This window comes from Streptomyces sp. YGL11-2, assembly GCF_050054615.1.
In the GTDB taxonomy this organism is placed as follows: Bacteria; Actinomycetota; Actinomycetes; order Streptomycetales; family Streptomycetaceae; genus Streptomyces.
In genome coordinates this window covers 47,868-69,115 of record NZ_JBNHIN010000046.1, presented here as the reverse complement: position 1 = coordinate 69,115, position 21,248 = coordinate 47,868, and the positions used below count along the sequence as shown (strand labels likewise).

The 21,248-nt window shown below is 70.3% G+C and carries 15 protein-coding genes, 1 tRNA gene and 2 pseudogenes; 11 read left to right on the top strand and 7 right to left on the bottom strand.

Annotation, left to right across the window (positions count from 1 at the left end; genetic code table 11):
* Positions 1 to 1,108 precede the first annotated feature (1,108 nt).
* Positions 1,109 to 2,005, top strand: a complete 897-nt coding sequence (locus tag ACO1BR_RS34575) for a replication-relaxation family protein (RefSeq protein ID WP_426799056.1) — start codon at positions 1,109 to 1,111, stop codon at positions 2,003 to 2,005.
* Positions 2,006 to 2,516: 511 nt separating this feature from the next.
* Here the strand turns inward: ACO1BR_RS34575 and ACO1BR_RS34570 are convergent.
* Complete coding sequence (locus ACO1BR_RS34570; protein WP_426799063.1) at positions 2,517 to 3,248, bottom strand: XRE family transcriptional regulator; 732 nt, start codon at positions 3,246 to 3,248, stop codon at positions 2,517 to 2,519.
* Between the two features lie 193 nt (positions 3,249 to 3,441).
* On the opposite strand from ACO1BR_RS34570, the gene ACO1BR_RS34565 reads away from it, so the two are divergent.
* The 3 genes from ACO1BR_RS34565 (at position 3,442) to ACO1BR_RS34555 (ending at position 5,222) form a co-directional block, all read left to right on the top strand.
* On the top strand, positions 3,442 to 3,669 hold the full coding sequence (locus tag ACO1BR_RS34565) for a hypothetical protein (RefSeq protein WP_426799055.1): 228 nt from the start codon (positions 3,442 to 3,444) through the stop codon (positions 3,667 to 3,669).
* Between the two features lie 393 nt (positions 3,670 to 4,062).
* Complete coding sequence (locus ACO1BR_RS34560) at positions 4,063 to 4,506, top strand: glycine-rich domain-containing protein (protein ID WP_426799054.1); 444 nt, start codon at positions 4,063 to 4,065, stop codon at positions 4,504 to 4,506.
* 71 nt (positions 4,507 to 4,577) lie between these two features.
* On the top strand, positions 4,578 to 5,222 hold the full coding sequence (locus tag ACO1BR_RS34555) for a class I SAM-dependent methyltransferase (protein ID WP_426799053.1): 645 nt from the start codon (positions 4,578 to 4,580) through the stop codon (positions 5,220 to 5,222).
* A 796-nt stretch (positions 5,223 to 6,018) separates the two neighbouring features.
* Here ACO1BR_RS34555 and ACO1BR_RS34550 read toward each other — a convergent pair.
* Positions 6,019 to 6,106 (bottom strand) — tRNA-Leu (locus ACO1BR_RS34550).
* Between the two features lie 104 nt (positions 6,107 to 6,210).
* Between ACO1BR_RS34550 and ACO1BR_RS34545 the strand changes: the two are divergent.
* Positions 6,211 to 7,526, top strand: a pseudogene (locus ACO1BR_RS34545) (DUF2254 domain-containing protein).
* 36 nt (positions 7,527 to 7,562) lie between these two features.
* Here ACO1BR_RS34545 and ACO1BR_RS34540 read toward each other — a convergent pair.
* Positions 7,563 to 9,122: an aldehyde dehydrogenase family protein gene (locus ACO1BR_RS34540; RefSeq protein WP_426799052.1), complete on the bottom strand. Its 1,560-nt coding sequence runs from the start codon at positions 9,120 to 9,122 to the stop codon at positions 7,563 to 7,565.
* 521 nt (positions 9,123 to 9,643) lie between these two features.
* Between ACO1BR_RS34540 and ACO1BR_RS34535 the strand changes: the two genes are divergently transcribed.
* The 3 genes from ACO1BR_RS34535 (at position 9,644) to ACO1BR_RS34525 (ending at position 14,042) form a co-directional block, all read left to right on the top strand.
* Entirely contained in the window at positions 9,644 to 11,326 is a 1,683-nt protein-coding gene (locus tag ACO1BR_RS34535) for a thiamine pyrophosphate-binding protein (RefSeq protein ID WP_426799062.1), read from the top strand.
* Between the two features lie 13 nt (positions 11,327 to 11,339).
* Entirely contained in the window at positions 11,340 to 12,569 is a 1,230-nt protein-coding gene (gene frc / locus ACO1BR_RS34530; RefSeq protein WP_426799051.1) for a formyl-CoA transferase, read from the top strand.
* A 69-nt stretch (positions 12,570 to 12,638) separates the two neighbouring features.
* Complete coding sequence (locus tag ACO1BR_RS34525; protein ID WP_426799050.1) at positions 12,639 to 14,042, top strand: OFA family MFS transporter; 1,404 nt, start codon at positions 12,639 to 12,641, stop codon at positions 14,040 to 14,042.
* A gap of 80 nt (positions 14,043 to 14,122) precedes the next feature.
* Here the strand turns inward: ACO1BR_RS34525 and ACO1BR_RS34520 are convergent, their stop codons facing one another.
* Positions 14,123 to 14,491, bottom strand: coding sequence for a chorismate mutase (locus tag ACO1BR_RS34520; protein WP_426799049.1), 369 nt, complete (start codon positions 14,489 to 14,491; stop codon positions 14,123 to 14,125).
* 150 nt (positions 14,492 to 14,641) lie between these two features.
* Positions 14,642 to 15,325 (bottom strand): GntR family transcriptional regulator, encoded by a 684-nt coding sequence (locus ACO1BR_RS34515; protein WP_426799048.1) that lies wholly within the window; start codon positions 15,323 to 15,325, stop codon positions 14,642 to 14,644.
* A 278-nt stretch (positions 15,326 to 15,603) separates the two neighbouring features.
* Between ACO1BR_RS34515 and fdhD the strand changes: the two genes are divergently transcribed.
* Positions 15,604 to 16,458, top strand: coding sequence for a formate dehydrogenase accessory sulfurtransferase FdhD (gene fdhD, locus ACO1BR_RS34510; protein ID WP_426799061.1), 855 nt, complete (start codon positions 15,604 to 15,606; stop codon positions 16,456 to 16,458).
* A 14-nt stretch (positions 16,459 to 16,472) separates the two neighbouring features.
* Here fdhD and ACO1BR_RS34505 read toward each other — a convergent pair whose 3' ends face one another.
* Entirely contained in the window at positions 16,473 to 16,916 is a 444-nt protein-coding gene (locus ACO1BR_RS34505) for a MarR family winged helix-turn-helix transcriptional regulator (protein WP_426799047.1), read from the bottom strand.
* Between the two features lie 148 nt (positions 16,917 to 17,064).
* Between ACO1BR_RS34505 and ACO1BR_RS34500 the strand changes: the two genes are divergently transcribed.
* Both ACO1BR_RS34500 and ACO1BR_RS34495 read left to right on the top strand, forming a co-directional pair.
* The gene (locus tag ACO1BR_RS34500; protein ID WP_426799046.1) at positions 17,065 to 18,006 is read left to right on the top strand and encodes a quinone oxidoreductase family protein; all 942 of its coding nucleotides are present in this window, start codon (positions 17,065 to 17,067) and stop codon (positions 18,004 to 18,006) included.
* A gap of 214 nt (positions 18,007 to 18,220) precedes the next feature.
* Positions 18,221 to 20,170 (top strand): annotated as a pseudogene (locus ACO1BR_RS34495) (exo-alpha-sialidase); the annotation flags it as partial.
* Here ACO1BR_RS34495 and ACO1BR_RS34490 read toward each other — a convergent pair.
* Positions 20,062 to 21,213, bottom strand: a complete 1,152-nt coding sequence (locus tag ACO1BR_RS34490) for a bile acid:sodium symporter family protein (RefSeq protein ID WP_426799045.1) — start codon at positions 21,211 to 21,213, stop codon at positions 20,062 to 20,064. The pseudogene ACO1BR_RS34495 and the gene ACO1BR_RS34490 overlap by 109 nt on opposite strands.
* Positions 21,214 to 21,248: the final 35 nt, after the last annotated feature.

The following is a 21,248-nucleotide window of genomic DNA, read 5'->3' as shown; positions in this document are numbered from 1 at the left end:
CAGTAGCCGGCACCGCAGCCAGCACCCCTGCCCCAAGCCTCACTCCGAAACGGACATCAACTCGCGAACCGCCCACTTACGGGTCCTACCTACGGAATCAGGCGCACGGCCACGAGAGTGCATTGCTAGCCAAACCGAAACCGCCGGACACCACGGCGGCAATACACCCCCGGGAAGGCACAGTCAAGATGGAGTAACCCGCAGGGCGCGGGTGATTGCCCAAGGTGATGCCCGAACGGGTCGACTCACCCTGCGAAACGACCAATTTTTACAATCGCGAGAACAGTAGGGATATGGCCGGAGGGCAAGACCGGAAGTGTTCCTTGGACCATTCCAAAGGCTGGTGAAAGCCGACCTTCCACGCACGGACGACGGCGAAGCCGTCGAAGACGTGGATATGTACGGCGCTCAGCCGGTCAACTTCGACGCAAGGTCGCGGCGGCCACACAACCAGCACCGGCCCGACTACGAGCTTCATGTCAACGAGACGATGACGTCGTGTGGTTCCTGGAGGACAACGGGATGGATGGCGCCGACTGGTCGCGGAACAACGGCGCAGCTGCATGGCCTGGTGGTTCCCGCTGTTCGGCACAGAGGTCATGGTCGCGGACCGCCGCGGTGGGCACAACCATGGCCGTCCCCGCCTACAGCAAGGCCGGTCCCGCGGATCCGTACGGAGGACGGATCGACACCACGGCGACGTCAGGCGTGGTATCGCGTGTCGCGGCCGAACTGGCGGAGATGCATGGAGAGTTGCAGTCGCTGACTCTGTGGAGCCAGGCGGTCCGGGAGCCCGGAAAGAACTCGACAGTGAACCCGATCAACATAACCGTGCATAACTGCTCACACCCGATGTGCTGCTCACGTGTCTCTGCTGGCCCGGGGGGTCTCTGCGCCTCGTGAGCTTGCCACCACATTTCTCCGGGAAGTTGGGGGCCGCCCCACGCTGTCGGCATGTGCTGGTAAGTGCTGGTGTGATCGTTCCGAAACCGGGGCGCGGCGTAGTGGTAAGCGCGGTGGTAAGGAGTCTCGGGTGAGCTGAAGGCGAGGGTTCCCAGCCCTCCCCGCGGCCCCTTCGCCGCGGGCACTTCCACGCCCGGGAGCTTTGATGCCCACCCTCTCCTCCACGGCTTCATCCCGCCGCGCAGCGCCGGTGCGGGAGCAGGCACTGGCTGCGCTGTTCGTGCACCGTGCCGCGGAGACGGAGCAGTTGCGTCGCTTGCTGGCGCCTCCGCCTGAACTGAGGTATCTGCGGCGTTGCCTTCGTGATCTTCGAGGGCTCGGTCTGGTCCACAGCGTTACCCGGGCTCACTGCCCCAGCGTCTGGTCACTTACCGATCAGGGCGCCCGGAACGTCGCGAGTTGGCCCGAGTTCGCGGGGCGGCGCCTTCGTCGGCATACGACGATGGGGGCACGCAGTGCCCACACGCTGGCCGTGACGCGGACGGCGCTGGCGTTCATCGAAGATGCGCGGCGACGGGGCGACGAGGTCACGGCCTTGGACTGGACCCCGGAAGTGGCGCATCCGATCCGCGACGGTGCCGGAGTCGGAGACCGCGCGCTGATCGCTGATGCCCTGCTGCGCTACACCCGAACCGCGCCCACGCGGGCGATGCTGCGTGCCTTCGTCGAGGTGGACCGGGCTACCGAGTCATCCGAGCGTCTTGCGTCGAAGGTCATCACCTACGCGCGGTTCTACGATCACTTCCCGGTCGCTGGTCGGCGCAGCCCGGCGGATCTCTCGGGGATACGTGCCTGGCAGCGGACGTACCCCGTCTTCCCCCGACTTCTGTTCGTCCTAACCGGAGCCGGCCGACAGACGCTTCTCCATCGGGTCGCGGACCTGCGAGCAATGGTGCGTGAGCAACCGTCGACGGCGCGATTCGCCCAGGACGTGCCTGTTGGTGCCGCGATCCTGGAGGAGTTGGAGGAGCTAGGGGCATCGGCTCCGGTGTGGTGGCCGCTCGACGGCCGCACCGGTCGGAGCAACTGGATGGAACTATGACCCGCCTTCCGGCCGGCCGGCTCGAAACGCAGCAGGCGGTGGAGCTGTACGGGCCCGAGGACAGCGCTTGGTATCGCACCGCGGTGATGGACCGGATCGCGTTGTGCGAGGGCCTGTGGGACGCCGCTCGCACAGCTCCTTTTTGGGCCGGACACCGACGTTAGTACGTGGCCGAAGCGATGTGCAATTCCCGCAGTACGGGCTCGACACCGAGAAGCCGCGAGGATTTGGTTGGTGTCCGAGGGGCGAGTTGGACCAATACCCCACTGATCACGCCGCTCACCGCCGAATTGGAGCTGGCACCCTCGTAGGCGCAGATTGGCGTCCCTGCCAGGAGCCGCAAACAAGAGCTGTTCGTGCCGGGGCTCATTAGTTGGCTTACCTGCGGTGATGTTCGTGGCACGCCGCAGAGTTGGCAGCCTCCGGTGGCCATGCCTACCCGGCGACTCCACCCAATTCGAACCGCTGTTGGTCATGCGTTGGTCACATGGCCAACCGGGAAGGGCTCGGATCAAGGCCGATGGTTGTACTGCTCCATCGTGGCCTTCGAAGTGGACGCGTCTTTGAAGATCAGTTCCCAAGGTCCGGTGTTCACGTCGAACTCCTTGCCGAACCCGACCCACTTCCCGGTCATCTTCCGGCCGGTCGGTTCGAGGAGTAGTTGCAGAGCCCCGTGATAGACCGCCCCGGCGTAGTAGCCATCGTGGGCCGTCTCCTCACGCCATGTGCCCGTCACCACGTTCCCGTCGACGGTCAGGTCCATCGTCAGCGGGGAGTCGGGGTTGGAGGACGCTTCCGGCAGAGATCGCACAGTTAGTTTGTTGCGGTGCTGGATGATCACGACGAAGTGTTCGCCGGTGAAGTCGGCTCCCCGCCCTGACGAGTGGTACTCGTATCGGGACAGCCAGATGCCCGACATGGTGCCGTGATCGTTGCGCTTGGTCATGGGTGCAGCACCTCCTGGGGCTGTTGTGGCTCCCACCATTACCACCTCTCCGCGCGCCGGTTCATGCCCATTGGCGGGCGCCTTGTCTACCGTCCGAGCGTCAGGGACCGATATCGCGAACCCTAGAGCCTCTATGGGGAGGCCCGTTACGCGCTCAAGGGATCTGATGTAGATCTTCCGGGGCATCCGGACGGCTCCGGACTCCCAGCGCTGCACATTCCGTTTGGCGCAGTCGTTTGGTTCGCCATGCTCCCGCCCGTCTTCACGTATGGCCTGGGCTAACTCGTCCTGAGACATGCGCAGGCTGACTCTGACGGCATGGAGGATCGTGTTCGGTTCACCCACGCCTCCGACGGTAGGGCGGGGGACGACAGTTGGTCTCGCGTTTTGGCAAACAAATGACGTCGGACTGACGCCTTGACGGTCGCCGCACAGCCCCTGCCGGATGTCCGATGCTCGACGAACCGAGCAACGGAGCGAGGGCGGACACATGATTGAGGCCACACCAGAGACCCGTACACCGGCCGAGGCCGCGCGGGAGGCCATCTCCGATTTGAGGAAGGCTGCCAGGGAAGCGGGAGTTCCGTTCCCCAGCCTGCGGCTTGACCCGAAGCTTCTGGGAGAGGACGGAGCGCTCACGCACCTGATCGATACCGGTCGTATCAACATCGGCACCGCCAGAAAGCTCACGAAGATTCTGAGGGCGGCACGGCCGTGAGTGACAAGAAGGAAAAGGGCGGCACCAACGATCTGTCCAAGAAGGTCAGGGACGCCAACAAGCGGAGCGCGAGCGGCGGTGGCAAGCGATGAGCAGAGGCCGCCACACGCCCACGAGAAGGATCCCGTTACGCAGACTTCGGGTGTCCGCTGACGGCTGGTTCTGGGGCGGAATCCTGGCCCTCATGGTGTGGGGGACCTGCGTTGCCTTCCTGGTCATGGCAGCGACCGGAAAGCTCACTTCGGCACACCTGTGAGTTTCCGTTCCCGGCCGGTGAATCGGCCCGGTAGGGCACGGGGTACGTCCGGCTGGCCGCAACGCCATCGTGAAGCGAAGTCAGCCAGCCGGGTCAGCAAGTGCAATGCACCACTCCGACAGCGAGAGGAGAAGCACATGGCAACAGCAGTTCAAACGCGCGAACCGCGAACCTGTGTGATCCCGGAAGTCTGGGAGCGCGAGGTACGGCTCATCATGCGCGACCACGACATGGACCGCGAGCTCGCCGAACGAACCTTCGGCCAGACCGTGGCCTACCTGGTGACCTCGGCCGAACGTTCCGACGTCGACATGGGGCCGGCCCGGCGCGTGGACCTCGGCGTTCACACGTTCGTGCTTGACTCGATCAATTACACGGACTTCTGCCTCATGGTCGCCGGACGCTACATTCACCACGTCCCGCACCTCCCCGAGCAGAACACCGGTGGGCCGTACGTGCTGAGGGACACGGTAGAGGCCATCAAGGCCGCTGGGTTTGCCATCGACCACGAACTGTGGGACGCCACGGAATCGGACTGTTCGCAGTGCCACGCGGGATGTAGCGACAGCCCCGCCACGTAGCGAGACGCGCGATACTCGGTGGCTCTCTCCACTCCTGGGGGGGGAGAGCCACTGCGCATGGAAGGAACGGTATGGAGGCGGTCAAGGAGGCGTGGGAGAGGTACGCGGCGGGCCGGAAGCCCAGAAGAGCGGTGAACGCTGCTGGGGCCACCACATGGCTGAACTGGACTCAGTACGCCGACCATGGCCCCGACGAATCTCTGCTCGGCCCGGTACGAGGGCGCCGCGTACTGGAGCTGGGGAGCGGTGCTGGCTGCAATCTCGCTCACTTGGCGACGCTTGGAGCCGAGTGCGTCGGTATCGACATCGCACCAAGTCAGCGAGCCAAAGCGGAGGCACGCTGGGGAGGTACTCCCGGCCTCACCTTCCAGACGGCAGAGGCAACGGAGTTCCTGACCAACCATCCCGACAGCTTCGACGTGGTGCTTTCGATCTTCGGCCCCGTGTGGTTCACCGACCCCACAACTCTCCTGCCGCTGGTGCGTCAGAGCCTCGCCGCGGGCGGAGTGTTCGCGTTCAGCCACAAGCCGCCACAGGCTGACCAGAAACCGGTAAGCCCACTCCGAGAAGCCAGGGCAGTCTCACGCTGGGACTACCCAACTCACCAATGGGCGGCCTTGTTGGCCTCAGTCGGCTTCGTCAACATCACGACGCACATCATCGAACCGCCCGACAGCGAACGGGAAGGGACGTTGCTGGTACGCGCCGAAAGGTGACACCTGGCACCAGACGCACCAGCCCAACCTCAACTTCCCACGACTATACAAACGCCCCGGCCGCAGCCGGGGCGTTCTTTCGTTTGTTCGGGCAGTTCAGAGGGGTGCCAGGAAGGGGTCGGCGGTATCGAGCGGTTCCGGCCGCTGCGGTTCGGGGCGCGGTTCCGGGGCCTGCTTGGGTGCGGGGCGGTAGGCGTCGAGTCGGACAACCCAGGCACCCTTCCGCTCGGGTTCGGCCGGCCACCGAATGGGCTCTCCAGCTCCGGCGCCTCTGCGTGACTGGAATCGTCACCGCGGAGTATGAAGGCGGTGGCCGGGCGGCCGGTCTTCCCGGCCCGCTCTACGGTCACGACGATTCCAGGCAGCGCCTTCACTTCAGCGGCGGTTGCTCCCCCGTACGGGAGGACTTGAGAAGAGATCGCCCGACCGCCCTGCATTGCCAGTCCCTGCGCCCCTGCCAGCGAGGCGGAGCGGCTGCCGCTTCGCCTTCGAAGCGTCGGCTCCCTTGCTGATCCGGACCGCGTCCTGGACGAGCCCACAGACGAGAGAGTACGCGGCGGCGAGCATCCCAGCGGTGATGATCTCGGAGCTCTCGGATTGCCGCCCCTGGTCTGACCTGAGGACTCGTTGCGCCGTTGATCACGCCACCGCCCAGAAACGACGAAAGCCCCTCTTCAGGGGCTATTCGCTCTGNCTCTCGGATTGCCGCCCCTGGTCTGACCTGAGGACTCGTTGCGCCGTTGATCACGCCACCGCCCAGAAACGACGAAAGCCCCTCTTCAGGGGCTATTCGCTCTGGTGTCCGAGGGGGGACTTGAACCCCCACGCCCGATAAAGGGCACTAGCACCTCAAGCTAGCGCGTCTGCCATTCCGCCACCCGGACTAGGTGTGATCTTCGCGGGGCTTGCCCGCGGCGACATGGACAACAATACCAAGGTTTCGGAGTGGCCTTCACCTGCGTATCCGTGCGGGACATAAGGTCCGTTTATGGGTGATGAGGGACCGGTGGGGCCGCGTCGGCCGCGGGCGCTTTCGCCGTTGCGGGAGCACTTGCGGGACACGTTCTGGTTCGCGCCGACGGTCGGGCTGATGGGGGCCGTGGTGCTGTGGCTGGCGGCCATGGCGGCGGATGTGGAGATCGTGGCGTATCTGCAGGGGCGGGGGGCGTACGGCGAGGTCGAGGGTCTGATGTCCATCGCGGAGGACGCGCGGACGATCGTGACCACGGTCAGCTCGGCGATGATGACCTTCATCGGTGTGGTGTTCAGCATCTCGCTGGTCGCGGTGCAGATGACGAGCGGGCAGCTGACTCCGCGGGTGGTGCGGATCTTCGTGCGGAGCCGGATCAGCAAGGCGACGCTGGCGGTGTTTCTGGCGACGTTCCTGTTCTCGCTGCTGGTGCTCACCTCGTACGAGAGCGAGACGCCGGCGCGGGAGGTCGAGTCCGTACCGGTGGTGCAGAGTCTGCTGACCTTGGTGCTGGTGGTGCTGAGTCTGCTGCTGTTCATCGCGTATGTGTCCGCCATGCTTCGGTTGATGCAGGTGGGGCCGGTGGTGGACCGGATCGCGAAGGAGACGGGGCGGATGCTGGCGCGGCTGGAGGTGGGTGGAGAGGGCGGTGCGGTGCCGCTGCCCGGGGAGACGGGGCGGGTGGTGTACGAGGGAGCCGCCGGGGTGGTGCGGGATGTGAACGTGGCGCGGCTGGTGGGGGCGGCACGGCGGCAGGGGGTGGTGCTGCGGCTGATTCCGAGGATCGGGGACTTCGTGATGCCGGGGACGCCGGTACTGGCGGTGCACGGCGGGCCGGCGCCGTCCCGGCGGGCGTTGCGGTACACGGTGTCGGTGGGGTGGAGCGGACGTTTCGCCAGGATCTGGGGCTGGGGCTGCGGCAGTTGTCGGACATCGCGCTGCGGGCGCTGTCGCCGGCGGTGAACGATCCGACGACCGCGGTGCAGTGCCTGGACCGGATCGTGCAGATCCTGGCCGCGGTGGCGGAGCGGCCGCTGGGGACCGTGCACCACCGGGACCGGCGGGGGGCCGTGCGGCTGGCGCAGAGCGTTCCGGGGTGGGTGGATCTGGTGGACCTGGGGCTGACCGAGATCCGGGGGGCCGCGGTGGGGAGTCCGCAGGTGACGCGGCGGATCCTGGCCGGGATCGACGATCTGCTGCTGCTCGCGCCGGAGGAGCGGCAGGAGCCGCTGGTACGGCACCGCACCCTCCTGGTGCAGTCGGTGGAGAGTGCGGTGCCGGCCGCGGCGGACCGGCGGTTCGCCCTCTCCCCCGACCGGCAGGGGATCGGGTAGGGATGCCGTGGAGCCCCGCCGCACCGCGGCCTGGTCCTACGGCATCAGGTGGTACTCGGGGAAGTTGCCGGGGAGGCGTTCGTCCGCGGGGCCCTCGGTCACGGCGCGGACGAGGAGGTCGCCGCCCACGAAGGCGCCGCGCCAGGAGTTGCCGAAGCCGCCGAAGAGTTCGTCGCGGTCGCCGCGGGAACGGGGCTTGTTGCGGCCGACCTTGAAGGCGCGGATCTGCGGGGCCAGGCGGTCGTACGTCTCGTCGCAGTCGCAGGAGAAGGTGGCGACCAGGGCGCCGTTGCTGGCGTTCATGGCGGCGAGGAGTTCCGCCTCGGTGTCGACGAGAACGATGGTGTCGACGGGGCCGAAGGGCTCGGCGTGGTGGAGCGGGGAGGACGGGGGCGGGGACAGGAGGGTGGTGGGCGGGAGGTAGGCGGAGGTGTCCTGGGAGGGCAGGAAGTGGCCGTCGGCGAGGGTGCCGCGGTGCAGGGGGACGGCTCCGCGGGAGATCGCCTCGGTGACGAGGTCGGCGAGTTCCTTGGCCTTGGCGGCGTTGATCAGGGGGCCGAAGTCGAGGTCGGGGAGGGCGGCGGCGGGGTCGGGGACGGCCAGCGGATGGCCGAAGCGGACGCCGCGGACGGCCGGGAGGTAGGCGGCGAGGAAGTCCGCGAACGCCTCGCGCTGGACGACGAATCGGGGGTAGGCGGTGCAGCGCTGCTTGGCGTAGTCGAAGGTCTTGCGGAGCTGGGGGGTGAGGGACGGCCAGTCGGTGAAGTTCCAGATGGCCCAGGTGTTGAGGCCCTCCTGTTCGAGGATGTGGCGTTTGCCGAGGTCGGCGACGGCGGTGGCGACCCGGGCGCCGGTGTCGCGTCCGCCGACGAAGGAGACGCAGCCGATCTCCGGTGAGCGTACGAGGGCCGGCGAGAGGGCGCTGCCGCTGCCGCTGACCAGGGTGGCCGGGACGCCTTCGCGGGCGGCCAGGGCGCAGGCGAGGGTGAGGCAGACCAGGCCGCCGTCGGTGGGGGTCTTGGCGATCACCGCGTTGCCGGCCAGAGCCTGGACCAGCATCGCGTGGATCAGGACCGACATGGGGTAGTTCCAGCTGGCGATGTTGCTGACCGGGCCGGGCAGCGGGGACCGGTCGGTGAGCATCCGGTCGATCTCGGTGACGTACCAGCGGACGCCGTCGATGGCGCGGTCGACGTCGGCCCGGGCCGCCTTCCAGGGCTTGCCGATCTCCCAGACGAGGAGCAGTGCGAGCAGGTCCCGGTGCTCCGTGAGGGCGTCGAGGGTGGCGGAGATGCGGGCCTTGCGTTCGGCGAGCGGGATCTGGCGCCAGGCGCGGTGCTGGTCGAGGGAGGCGCGGACGGCGCCCAGCGCGGCGTCCGCGTCGAGGCGGGGCGGGCCGGCGATGGCGGTGCCGTCGACGGGGCTGACGGCGGGCAGCGGGTCGCCGTCGGCGTGCCAGGTGCCGGCCCAGAGGTTGCGTACCCGGTCGTCGCGGAACGCCTCGGGGGCGGCCGTCCGGCTGCGCTGCCAGGCGTCCTGCCAGGAGGTGCCGGGTTTGAGGGTGGGTGCCGGGGTGGTCGCGGGGGTGGGTGCCATCGGGTGTCTCCGCTCTCGGTGCACGGCCGGAGGGGCAGGGTGGTGGCGCTCGGCGGCTCCGGGAAGAGCCGTGTTACTGGACGGTAGCGGTGTGTGGTGGCGCGCGGGCCGTTGCGGCGTCGGGTATGGCGAGTGTCACTCGGGGCGGTTGGTGGGACCACCCGGGGGCGGCGACCGGTGGGCACGGCGTTCCCGTACGGGGCGGTCGCGTACCGGCTGCTCGCGTACGGGGCGGGCGGCACACCGGTCGGCGGCGCCCGCCGATCGCGCCGAGGGGGTCGGTGAGTTGGGCCGGGTCGGGCCGGGTCCGCGGCCGGGCACGAGGCCGCCGGGTCCACTCCGGGCGCCGGTCCCGGTCCGGGCCGTGTCGGCGAACCGCCGCCGCTCACCGTGTGCCCCTCTGGACATCGGCGACCCGATGAGAGATAACGGTTTCATACAGTATTCGTCGACTGTATGCAATCCTGCCGGGAGTCCCGGTCGATGACGCCTGCACGACCCGAGGAAGGGAAGCGATGCACATGCCCGAGGACGCCCAGGACCTCATCTCCGGCGGGCACTTGGTCGCCAAGGCGCTCAAGGCGGAGGGGGTCGACGTCATCTACACCCTCTGCGGCGGCCACATCATCGACATCTACGACGGCTGCGTCGACGAGGGCATCGACGTGGTGGACGTACGCCATGAACAGGTCGCCGCGCATGCCGCGGACGGCCGTGCCCGGCTCACCGGGAAGCCCGGCTGCGCGGTGGTCACCGCGGGGCCCGGCACCACCGACGCGGTCACCGGCGTCGCCAACGCCTTCCGGGCCGAGTCGCCGATGCTGCTGATCGGTGGTCAGGGCGCCCGCACCCAGCACAAGATGGGCTCGCTCCAGGACCTCCCGCATGTCGAGATGATGACGCCGATCACCAAGTTCGCGGCCACCGTCCCGGACACCGCGCGCGTCGCCGACATGGTCTCGATGGCGTTCCGCGAGTGCTACCACGGCGCGCCCGGCCCCTCCTTCCTGGAGATCCCGCGCGATGTGCTGGACGCCGAGGTGCCCGTCGCGCAGGCCCGGATCCCGCAGGCCGGGCGCTATCGGGCCTCGACCCGCTCGGCCGGCGACCCCGAGGCCGTGGCCCGGCTGGCCGATCTGCTGGTGCACGCCGAGAAGCCGGCGATCCTGCTCGGCAGCCAGGTGTGGACGACGCGCGGCACCGCCGCCGCCATCGACCTCGTCCGGACCCTGAACATCCCGGCGTACATGAACGGCGCCGGGCGCGGCACGCTGCCGCCCGGGGATCCGCACCACTTCCAGCTGTCGCGCCGGTACGCGTTCGCCCACGCCGACGTCCTGGTCGTCGTGGGCACGCCCTTCGACTTCCGGATGGGGTACGGCAGGCGGCTGTCGCCGGACGCGGCGGTGGTGCAGATCGATCTGGACTACCGGACGGTGGGCAGGAACCGCGACATCGACCTCGGGCTCGTCGGGGACGCCGGGCTGGTACTGGCATCGGTCGCCGCCGCCGCGTCGGGCCGGATCGACCGCGGCGCGACCCGCCGCAAGAAGTGGCTCGACGAGCTGCGAGCCGTCGAACAGGCCGCACTGGACAGGCGGTTGCCGCTGCTGCGGTCCGACGCCTCCCCCATCCATCCCTACCGGCTGGTCAGCGAGATCAACGACTTCCTGACCGAGGACTCGATCTACATCGGCGACGGCGGCGACGTCGTCACCTTCTCCGGGCAGGTGGTGCAGCCCAGGTCGCCCGGCCACTGGATGGACCCGGGCCCGCTGGGCACCCTCGGCGTCGGGATCCCCTTCGTCCTCGCCGCCAAGCAGGCCCGGCCGGAAAAGGAGGTGGTCGCGCTGTTCGGCGACGGCGCGTTCAGCCTGACCGGCTGGGACTTCGAGACCCTGGTCCGCTACGACCTCCCGTTCGTCGGCGTCGTCGGCAACAACTCCTCGATGAACCAGATCCGTTACGGCCAGAAGGCCAGGTACGGCGCGGCGCGCGAGCGGGTCGGCAACACCCTCGGCGATGTGCCCTACGACCAGTTCGCCCGGATGCTGGGCGGTTACGGCGAGGAGGTCCGCGACCCCGCGGACATCGGGCCGGCGCTGCGCCGGGCGCGGGAGTCCCGGAAGCCCTCGCTGGTCAACGTGTGGGTGGACCCGGACGCCTACGCCCCCGGAACCGTGAACCAGACCATGTACAAGTAGGAGGGAGTCCGCCGTGACCAAGGCCCTCGACGGTATTCGCGTCCTCGACATGACGCATGTTCAGTCCGGGCCGTCCGCAACGCAGTTGCTCGCCTGGCTCGGTGCGGACGTCGTCAAGCTGGAGGCTACCACCGGTGACATCACGCGCAGTCAGCTGCGCGACCTCCCGGACGTGGACTCCCTCTACTTCACGATGCTCAACTGCAACAAGCGCAGCATCACCCTCGACACCAAGACCGCTCGCGGCAAGGAGCTGCTGACCGAGCTGATCCGCCGCAGCGACGTCCTGGTGGAGAACTTCGGTCCGGGCGCGGTGGACCGGATGGGCTTCACCTGGGAACGCATCCAGGAGATCAACCCGCGGATCGTCTACGCCAGTATCAAGGGCTTCGGCGAGGGCCCGTACACCGACTTCAAGGCGTACGAGGTGGTGGCCCAGGCGATGGGTGGTTCGATGGCCACCACCGGCTTCGCGGACGGGCCGCCGCTGGCGACCGGGGCGCAGATCGGCGACTCGGGGACCGGTGTGCACTGCGTGGCCGGGATCCTCGCCGCGCTCTACCAGCGGACCTCGACCGGCCGCGGACAACGGGTCAGGGTCGCCATGCAGCATGCCGTGCTCAACCTCTGCCGGGTCAAGGTCCGCGACCAACAGCGCCTGGAACACGGTCCGTTGACGGAGTATCCGAGCGACAGCCTCGGCGACGCGGTGCCGCGCAGCGGCAATGCCAGCGGCGGTGGGCAGCCGGGGTGGGCGGTGCGGTGCGCACCGGGCGGGCCCAACGACTACGTCTATGTGATCGTGCAGCCGGTCGGCTGGCGACCGCTCACCGAGCTGATCGGGCGTCCCGAACTGGCCGAGGACCCGGACTGGGCGACGCCGCAGGCCCGGCTGCCCCGGCTGACGAAGATGTTCCAGCTGATCGAGGAGTGGAGCGGCACGCTGCCCAAGTGGGAGGTGCTGGAGCGGCTGAACGCGCACGGCATCCCCTGCGGGCCGATCCTCTCGACCAAGGAGATCGTCGAGGACGCCTCGCTGGCCGCCGACGAGATGGTCGTCCGGGTCGAGCACCCCGAGCGCGGCGCGTTCACCACCGTCGGCTCACCGCTGAAGCTGTCCGACTCCCCCGTCGAGATCAGCCGTTCCCCGCTGCTGGGCGAGCACAACGCGGAGGTCTACGGGGGCGAGCTGGGGCTGGACGACGAGGAGCTGCGGCTGCTGAGGGCGAACGGGGTGATCTGACGGAGGTTCAGGCACCGGGGGCGCGCTGACCGGGTTCTTTCGATCCAGGGGGAATCCGAGGGGAACGACATGACCGACCTCGCGCCGGACGGCACACCGGGCGACAGCCTCAACTACCGGGAGATCACCGACGGCAGAGGCCGGGTCTACCGGGTCGGCGAGACCGACCGCGAACTGCTCGGCGGCCGCTCCCGGAAACTGATGGTGTATCTGCCGTGGCTCGCGATGATGGCCATCGGCGTGTCCGAGTACGCCTACGGATCCGCCGAGGACACCCTCTCGCACGCCCACCACTGGGCGCAGGGCGACGCCTTCTGGGTCCTGAGCGTCTGGGTGTTCTTCCAGGCCGGGATCGCCTTTCCGGCGGGCTGGCTGCGGGAGCGCGGAGTCCTCACCGCCCGCCGGGCGATGTTCCTCGGCGCGGCCCTGAGCCTGCTCGGCTTCACCGCCCTCTCGCATCTGGGCGGCGTCCTGGCGGTGATCTGCGGCTTCGGCGTCATCGGCGGCATCGGCTCCGGACTCGTCTACGCCACCTGCATCAACATGGTGGGAAAGTGGTTTCCGGAGCGCCGGGGCGCCAGGACCGGATTCGTCAACGGCGGATTCGCCTACGGCGCGCTGCCGTTCATCTTCCTCTTCAACTACGCCTTCGACACCGGGGACTTCCACGAGGTGCTGGACCTCATCGGGGTCTATGTGCTGATCGTCGTGGCGGGCTGCGCCTGGTTCTTCAAGGACCCGCCGAAGAACTGGTGGCCCCCGGACATCGACCCGCCGCACTACGGCGGCAACGCGTCAAGTGCGGCGAGCCCGGTCAAGAACCCCCCGGCGGCAAGGCAGTTCACGCCCGGCGAGGCCGTCCGCAGCGGAATGCTTCCGTTGATATGGGTCACCGTCGTCCTGACCGCCGGCGTCTCCGTCTTCGGGATCTCCTTCCAGGTGGACTTCGCCAGGGAGGTGGGGTTCGGCCCGCTGGTGGCGGCCTCGTCCATGGGCCTGATGTCCGTCGTCAACGGCGTCGGACGGACCGCGGTCGGCTGGCTGTCGGACCTGTGGGGACGGAAGTCCACGCTGGTGTTCGTCATCGTCGCCCTGGGCCTGGCGCAGTTCGGCGTGATCTGGGCCGGTGACATCCACAGCGAAGGGCTGTTCCTGGCCTTCGCCTTTCTCTCCGGCTTCGGGGGCGGCGCCTTCTACCCGCTCTTCGCGGCCCTGACCCCCGACTACTTCGGCGAGAACCACAACGCCACCACCTACGGCCTGGTCTACAGCGGGAAGCTGGTCAGCGGCCTGTTCGGCGGCGGCCTCGGCTCCATGGTCGTCACCGCCTGGGGCTACGACGGCGCCTACGCCCTGGCCGGCGGCATCTCCATGGTGGCAGCGGGTTTCGCCCTCCTGCTCCACCCGCCGGGAAGCACCCGCATCCGCGACGTCACGCCCGATCCGCGCCCGATCAGCCGGGAGACGACCTGAACGGCGACCCGGGAACGCCTCGGGCCGGGCGCCCGGCACCGGGGGGACTCCCGGCGGGGCGCCCGGCCCTGCGAGACCCCTCAGACCGCGTCGTGCGCGGTCTCTTCCCCGTTGGTGCGATCGGCGATGGCGCGGTGGTGGCGGACGACCTCGTCGATGATGAAGTTGAGGAACTTCTCGGCGAAGGCGGGGTCGAGGCGGGCGTCCTCGGCCAGGCGGCGGAGGCGTTCGATCTGGGCGGCCTCGCGGGCCGGGTCGGCGGGCGGCAGGCTGTGCCGGGCCTTGAGCTCGCCGACCTGCTGGGTGCACTTGAAGCGTTCGGCGAGCAGGTGCACCAGCGCCGCGTCGAGGTTGTCGATGCTGCCGCGCAGGTAGCGCAGCCGCTCGCGGGCCGCCTGGTCGGCGACGGAGGTGGCGTCGCCGACCGCCGGTGCTGTCCCTTCGCTCATGTGCGTCTCGCCGTTTCTGGTCGGTTGTGGGGCTGTGTCCGCGATGCGGTACCGCGTGATCGTCTGCACATTACCCGGACCGCGGCGACTGATTCGTGCCGGTCTCGCGGATCGGACGGGGCGCGGAAGCGGTCCGGCCGAGCCCGCGCGTCAGGCGTCGTCGCGCCTGCGCTCGTGGTACGTACGCCGGGTGTGCTCGGTGTGCGCGCGCATCACGGCGGTGGCGCGCGCCTCGTCGCCGTCGGCGATCGCCGCGATCAGCTCGCGGTGCTCGGTCCAGGACTGCCTGCCGCGCTGCCGGGCCACCGGGGTGTAGTACCAGCGCACCCGTCGCCCGACCTGTTCGGCCAGCTCCGCGAGCACCGCGTTGCCGGCCAACTCCATGACCTTGGCGTGGAATTGCGCGTTGCACACCACCGCGGCGTCCACGTCGTCGTCGCGGACGGCTCGCTCGCCCCGCTCGCACAGGCCCGCCAGCTCCGCGACCCCGGACGCGTCCGCATGCGCCGCGGCGAGCCGGGCGGCCTCCGCCTCCAGCAGCGTACGGACCGTCAGCAGTTGGTCGGCCTCCTCCTCGGTGGGCTCGTGGACGAAGGCGCCCTGCGCGGGCCGCAGATCGACCCAGCCGTCGGTGTTCAGCCGCTGGAGCGCCTCGCGGACCGGCTGCCGGGAGACCCCGAGATGGCCCGCGAGTTCGCTCTCGACCAGGTGCTGGCCGGGCCGCAGCGCACGGGTGGTGATGAGTTCGAGCAGCGCCTCGTAGACGCGCTCGCGGAGCGGGCCGGGCCGTTCGAGCTTCGGCACGGTTCCCTGCGGTAGCCCTGTGGACAGCATCGAGGTCCCCCTCCGCAATTGGTTATCGTCTACAGTCTACTGAGCACGGACCGCGCCCCACGGTCCGGACCGCCCGCCGCACCTCCCGCCGAGCCGATCGGGCACCGGCCCGCTGCGGAGTCGGTCGCCACCGCACGCTCCCGGTGCAGGACAATGAGCTCGCCGAGGTCGCCGCACCGCACGACGACCCGGTGGCCCGCGGCACCCTCCGTATCAAGGGTCGCTTCGGCCACCCGCACGACAGCAGCACCGAATCCGACGAGTGGGACTGGTCAGACATGGGACGGGTCACCGAGCGACGCCGCGTCATCCGCATCCGCGACGGTGCCGTGAGCACCCGGCCGGACACCCTGGTCGTCGAGGAGCCGCTGGAGATACGCCTGGGCGGCAAGCCGCTGGCGATCACCATGCGGACCCCCGGCGACGACTTCGCACTGGCCGCGGGCTTCCTCGTCAGCGAGGGCGTGCTCGCGCGCGCGGACGAGCTGGCCAACATCGTCTACTGCGCGGGGGCCACGGAAGACGGTGGGAACACCTACAACGTCGTGGACGTCCGGCTGGCCGAGGGGGTACCGCTCCCGGACATCACGCTGGAGCGGAACGTCTACACGACGTCGTCCTGCGGTCTGTGCGGCAAGGCCAGCCTGGACGCGGTCCGCACCATCGCGCGCTGGCCGCTGGACTCCCCCTCCGGCGACCCGGTCCGTATCGACCCGGCGACGCTGGCGGCCCTGCCCGACCGGCTGCGGGCCGCCCAGCGCGTCTTCGAGCGGACCGGGGGCCTGCACGCCGCCGCGCTGTTCACCGCGGACGGCGAACTGCTGGACATACGGGAGGACGTGGGGCGGCACAACGCGGTGGACAAGATCGTCGGGCGGGCGCTCCAGGACGGCCGGCTGCCACTGTCGTCGTGTGTGCTGATGGTCTCCGGGCGGGCGTCGTTCGAGCTGGCGCAGAAGGCCGTGATGGCCGGTATCCCCGTCCTGGCCGCGGTCTCCGCCCCGTCGTCGCTGGCCGTCGACCTGGCCGCCGAGACCGGGCTGACGCTGGTCGGGTTCCTGCGCGGCGCCTCCATGAACGTGTACGCGGGCGAGCACCGGCTCACCCTGGGGACGGCGGCCACCACGGGCTGAGACCGCCCGGCCGGTCATTCCCCCAGGTCCACGATCCGGGTCAGCAGCGCGATCAGCTGCGCCCGTTCCTCCTCGCTCAGCGCGGCGGTCAGCTCCGCGTTCGCCGTGTCGCCGAGCCGCTGCGTACGGCGCAGCCGCCGCTCCCCCTCCGCCGAGATCTCCACGGCGTTCTTCCGCCGGTCCTTGGGGTCGGGGGTACGGGTGACCAGCCCGTCGCGCTGGAGGTCGTTGACGATCGCGACCATGTCCTTGGGGTCGATGCCCACCGTCCGGCCCAGCTCCGCCTGGGAGACCGGGCCGAGTTCGGCGACCGCGGACAGCACGGCGTGATGCATCATCCGCATGCCTTCGGTGGCGAGCGCCTCGGCGACGAGCCGGTGGCCGCGGGCGGCGGCGCGGCCCAGCAGCCAGCTGGGGAGGGCGCGGATACGGCTGGGGGCGTAGGGGGTGTCGGCCATGGGGCCACCGTACCGAGAATTTCGTGGGGGCAACCAACATAGGGATCCCCAACGAAAACCATTGGCAACCCCAATGGTTTGTGGTTATCGTTGGGGCACCCAATGAAACCGGTCGGAGTGCGACCGACTCCCGTGGAGGTGACGGCCCATGCGCCGCGTCCGATTCCATACCTACGGCGGCCCCGAGGTCCTGCGCATGGAGGAGACCGAGGAGCCGGTACCGGGCCCCGGCGACCTCCTGGTGCGCACGGAGGCGATCGGCGTCACCCTGCCGTCGGTGCGGCAGGTGCGCGGCGACGGGAAGGGCGGCGGGGTGCCGCTGCCCGGGGTGGTCGGCGGGGAGATCGCGGGAGCGGTCATCGCGGTCGGGCCGGACGTCAGCGGCTTCGCCGTGGGCGACCGCGTCACCTCGCTCACCCTCACCGGCTCGTACGGCGAACTCGCCGTCGCGCCCGCCTTCCTGGCCAGCCGCATACCGCAGGGCGCGAGCGCGGTGCAGGCGGTGGCGCTGGTCCGCAGCGGGCATGTCGCGCTCGCCGCGCTCAGCACCGCCGCACCGGCCGCCGGCGAGTCCGTACTGATCACCGGCGCGGCCAGCGCCACCGGGCACCTCGCTGTCCAACTGGCCAAGCTCCAGGGGGTGGGGCGGGTGGTGGCCGCGGTCAGCTCCCCGGCCAAGGCGGAGTTCCTGTACGGGCTGGGCGCCGACGAGGTGGTGACCTACGACCAGGACTCCTGGGGCGAGCCGGCCGACATCGTGCTGGACGGCGTCGGCGGCGACCTGCTGCCGCGCGCACTGGCGGCGCTCGCGCCCGGCGGGCGGCTGGTGTTCTTCAACTCCGGCGGCGGCACGGTCCCGGCGTACGAACTGCTGGCGGGTGCGAAGACCATCACCGGACTGACCATGCGGCGCTTCTCGACCGTCCATCGGGAGCTGTACGAGCAGCACCGCGAGCAGCTGTGGGAACTGGCCGGATCCGGCCGGCTGCGGGCCGCGGTGCACGCCGAACTGCCGCTGGCGGACGCGGCGAAGGCGCACGAGATCATCGAGGCCAGGGCCAATCTCGGCAAGGTGGTCCTCCGGCCGTGACCCGTCCGTACGCGCCGCCGCGCCCCCGCGCACCCCGGGCGGCGCACACGGCGCATCGCCCCGTCCCGGGAGAGTGAATTCCGGCCCGCGCGCGGAGAACCGACGCAGGCTCCTTGTCGCGGTCCGCACGCGGCAGTAGCTTCCGTCGCACCTGCACATAGGACGTTGGATGTCCTGATGACCCGACCCGATGCCTCGAAGGGCAGGCCGGACCATGACGTCAGTTCTCCGCGCACACCCCCGCCTCCGCAGCAGACCCCGACGCCACCGCGCACCGGCCCCCCTCGCCCCCCTTGCCGCCCTGGCCGCGCTGACCGCCACCGCCCTCACCGCCCTGGCGACCGCCCCCGCCCAGGGCGCGCAGGACGCCCCCTCGGGCGGCTTCGACCAGCAGGTCCTCTTCAAGGCGGCCCGGGAGAAGGGGTACTTCTGCTTCCGGGTGCCCGCCGTCGTGCGGACCCCCCGCGGCACCCTCCTCGCGTTCGCCGAGGGCCGGGTGCACGACTGCGGTGACGCGGGCGACATCGACCTCGTCCTCAAGCGCTCCACCGACGGCGGCCGGACCTGGGGCCCGCTGCAGGTCGTCAACCACGGCAACGGCGACACCCACGGCAACCCGACGCCCATCGTGGACCGCCGCACCGGCCGCATCGTCATCGCCGAGACCTACAACAAGGGCCGCACCGACGGCCTCAGTTGCGACGTCCCCTGCGACCGCACCCCGCACCTCCAGTACAGCGACGACGACGGCGCCACCTGGTCCGCGCCCCGGGACCTCACCCCGCGCATCCGCCCCCGGCAGTGGAACTCCTGGTACGCCACCGGGCCCGTGCACGGCATCCAGCTCACCAAGGGCCGGTACGCGGGCCGGCTGCTGTTCGGCGTCAACTCCGAGAGCTACGCGGGCCACCGGATAACCGCCAACCACGCCGCCCTGGTCCACAGCGACGACGGGGGCGCCACCTGGCGGATCGGCGCAGTCGACACCTGGCCGATCGCCGCGGACGGCACCTTCCGCCAGAAGCCGTCCGAAATGACCCTCCTGGAACGCTCCGACGGCTCCGTCTACGTCAACGGGCGGGAGCAGGACGGCACCGACCTGGGCAACCGCACCGCCGCGGTCAGCCGCGACGGCGGCGACTCCTTCACCGCCCCGTTCCGCGCCATCCCCGACCTCTACACCCCGATGGTGCAGGCATCGTCGCTGCGCCTGCCGCACTCGTCCGCCGCCGGGGGCCGCAGCCGCACCCTGCTCGCCGCGCCCGCCGACCCCGACCGGCGGCGCACCATGACCATCCGGTCCTCCTACGACGAGGGCCGCACCTGGGAAGGCGTCGACCGCGGCGCCCGGGTCACCGCCGACTGGTCCGGCTACTCGGACCTGGTCGCCATCTCCCCCCACGTCACCGGCCTGCTCTACGAGGGCGGCACCGCCGACGCCCACGACGAGATCCGCTTCGCCCGCTTCACCGAGGACTGGCTCGGGCCGCGCCGCGCCCCGGACCCGACCACGCCCGACACCGCCCGCGGCGCCCACCCGGCGCTGGTCCTGGGCGGCGCCCGCCCCACCACCGGCCCGTTCGGCCGCGCGCTGTCCTTCGACGGCCGGGACGCCGCCGTCCGCCTCCCCTTCCGCCCCTCGCTCCCCCTGGACAGCCACGACTTCACCTGCACCCTGTGGTTCCGCTACCGGGCCACGCGCGGGGAGCAACCGCTGCTGTGGATGGGCGGGGTGGGCAGCACCTCCCCGCAGGTCGCGGTGGTCGGCGACCCCGCGCACCGCCGGCTCACCGCCCGCCTGACGGCCGTCGACGGGGCCCGGCCGCCCGCCACCGCCCAGGTGTCGACCGACGGCGCCCACAACGACGGCGGCTGGCACCACCTCGCGCTGCGCCGCACCCGCGGCCGGCTGCTGCTCACCGTGGACGGCGCCGCGACCACCACCGCCGCCGACGTCCCCGGGTCGGTCAGCCGCACCTCGGTCTTCGGCGTCCACCTGGGCCAGCGGCCCGACGGCCGCGCCCAGTTCACCGGCGCCCTCGCCGAGGTACGCGTCTACCGGCGGGCCCTGACCGACTCCGAGCTCTCCCGGGTCCGGGGCACCGACGCCCCGGTCGCCGGCCCGCTGGTCCTCGGGCTCCCGCTGGACCGGGTGACCGGGGGCGGACCGGACTGACCCCGCCCGGACCCGGCGGCGTCCGGCACCTCCACCCCTTCCGCCGCCTCCGCCGCATCTGCCCGTGCCGCATACCGCTTCGCGAGGACCGCGCACACCATCAACTGCATCTGGTGGAACAGCATCAGCGGCAGCACCGCCAGCCCGGCCTGGGCGCCGAAGAGGACACTGGCCATCGGGAGCCCGGCGGCCAGGCTCTTCTTCGAACCGGCGAAGGTGATCGCGATCCGGTCCGCCCGCGGGAAACCGAGCCGCTTCGAGCCGTACGAGGTGACCGTCAGCATCGCCGCCAGCAGGACCGCCTCCACAGCCGCCAGGCACAGCAGCCGCAGCGGGGAGACCTGGTGCCAGATGCCCTGGACCATCCCGGCGCTGAACGCGGCGTAGACCACCAGCAGGATCGAGCCGCGGTCCACACGGCCGAGGACCTTCCGGTGTCGCGCGAGGAACCCCGCTATCCATCGCCGCAGCAACTGCCCGGCCACGAACGGGAGAAGGAGCTGGCAGGCGACCGAGACCAGGGAGTGCGCCGAGAAACCGGCGCCGGCGCCGTGCAGCACCAGTCCGGCCAGCAGCGGTGTGAGGACGATGCCCACGAGGCTGGAGAACGAGCCCGCGCAGATGGCCGCCGCCACATTGCCGCGCGCTATGGAGGTGAACGCGATGGAGGACTGGACCGTCGACGGCACCAGGCACAGGAACAGCAGACCGGTGTAGAGGTTCGGCGGCAGGACGTACGGGACCAGGCCGCGGGCGGCCAGACCGAACACCGGGAAGACCACGAAGGTGCAGGCAAGGGTGGCCAGATGGAGGCGCCAGTGGCGCAGCCCGTCCATCGCCTCCCGGGTGGAGAGCCGCGCCCCGTAGAGGAAGAAGAGCAGCGCGACGGCGCCGGTGGAGGCGCCGTCGGCGACGGTGGCGGCGGGGCCGCGGGCGGGCAACAGGGCCGCCAGGGCGACGGTCCCGAGCAGCGCCAGGATGTAACCGTCCACGGGGAGCCGGGAGGGAAGGCGGAACACAGGGCGGCGCATGGTCTCTTTTCGTGGTCGACGGCTCGCGGGCGGCG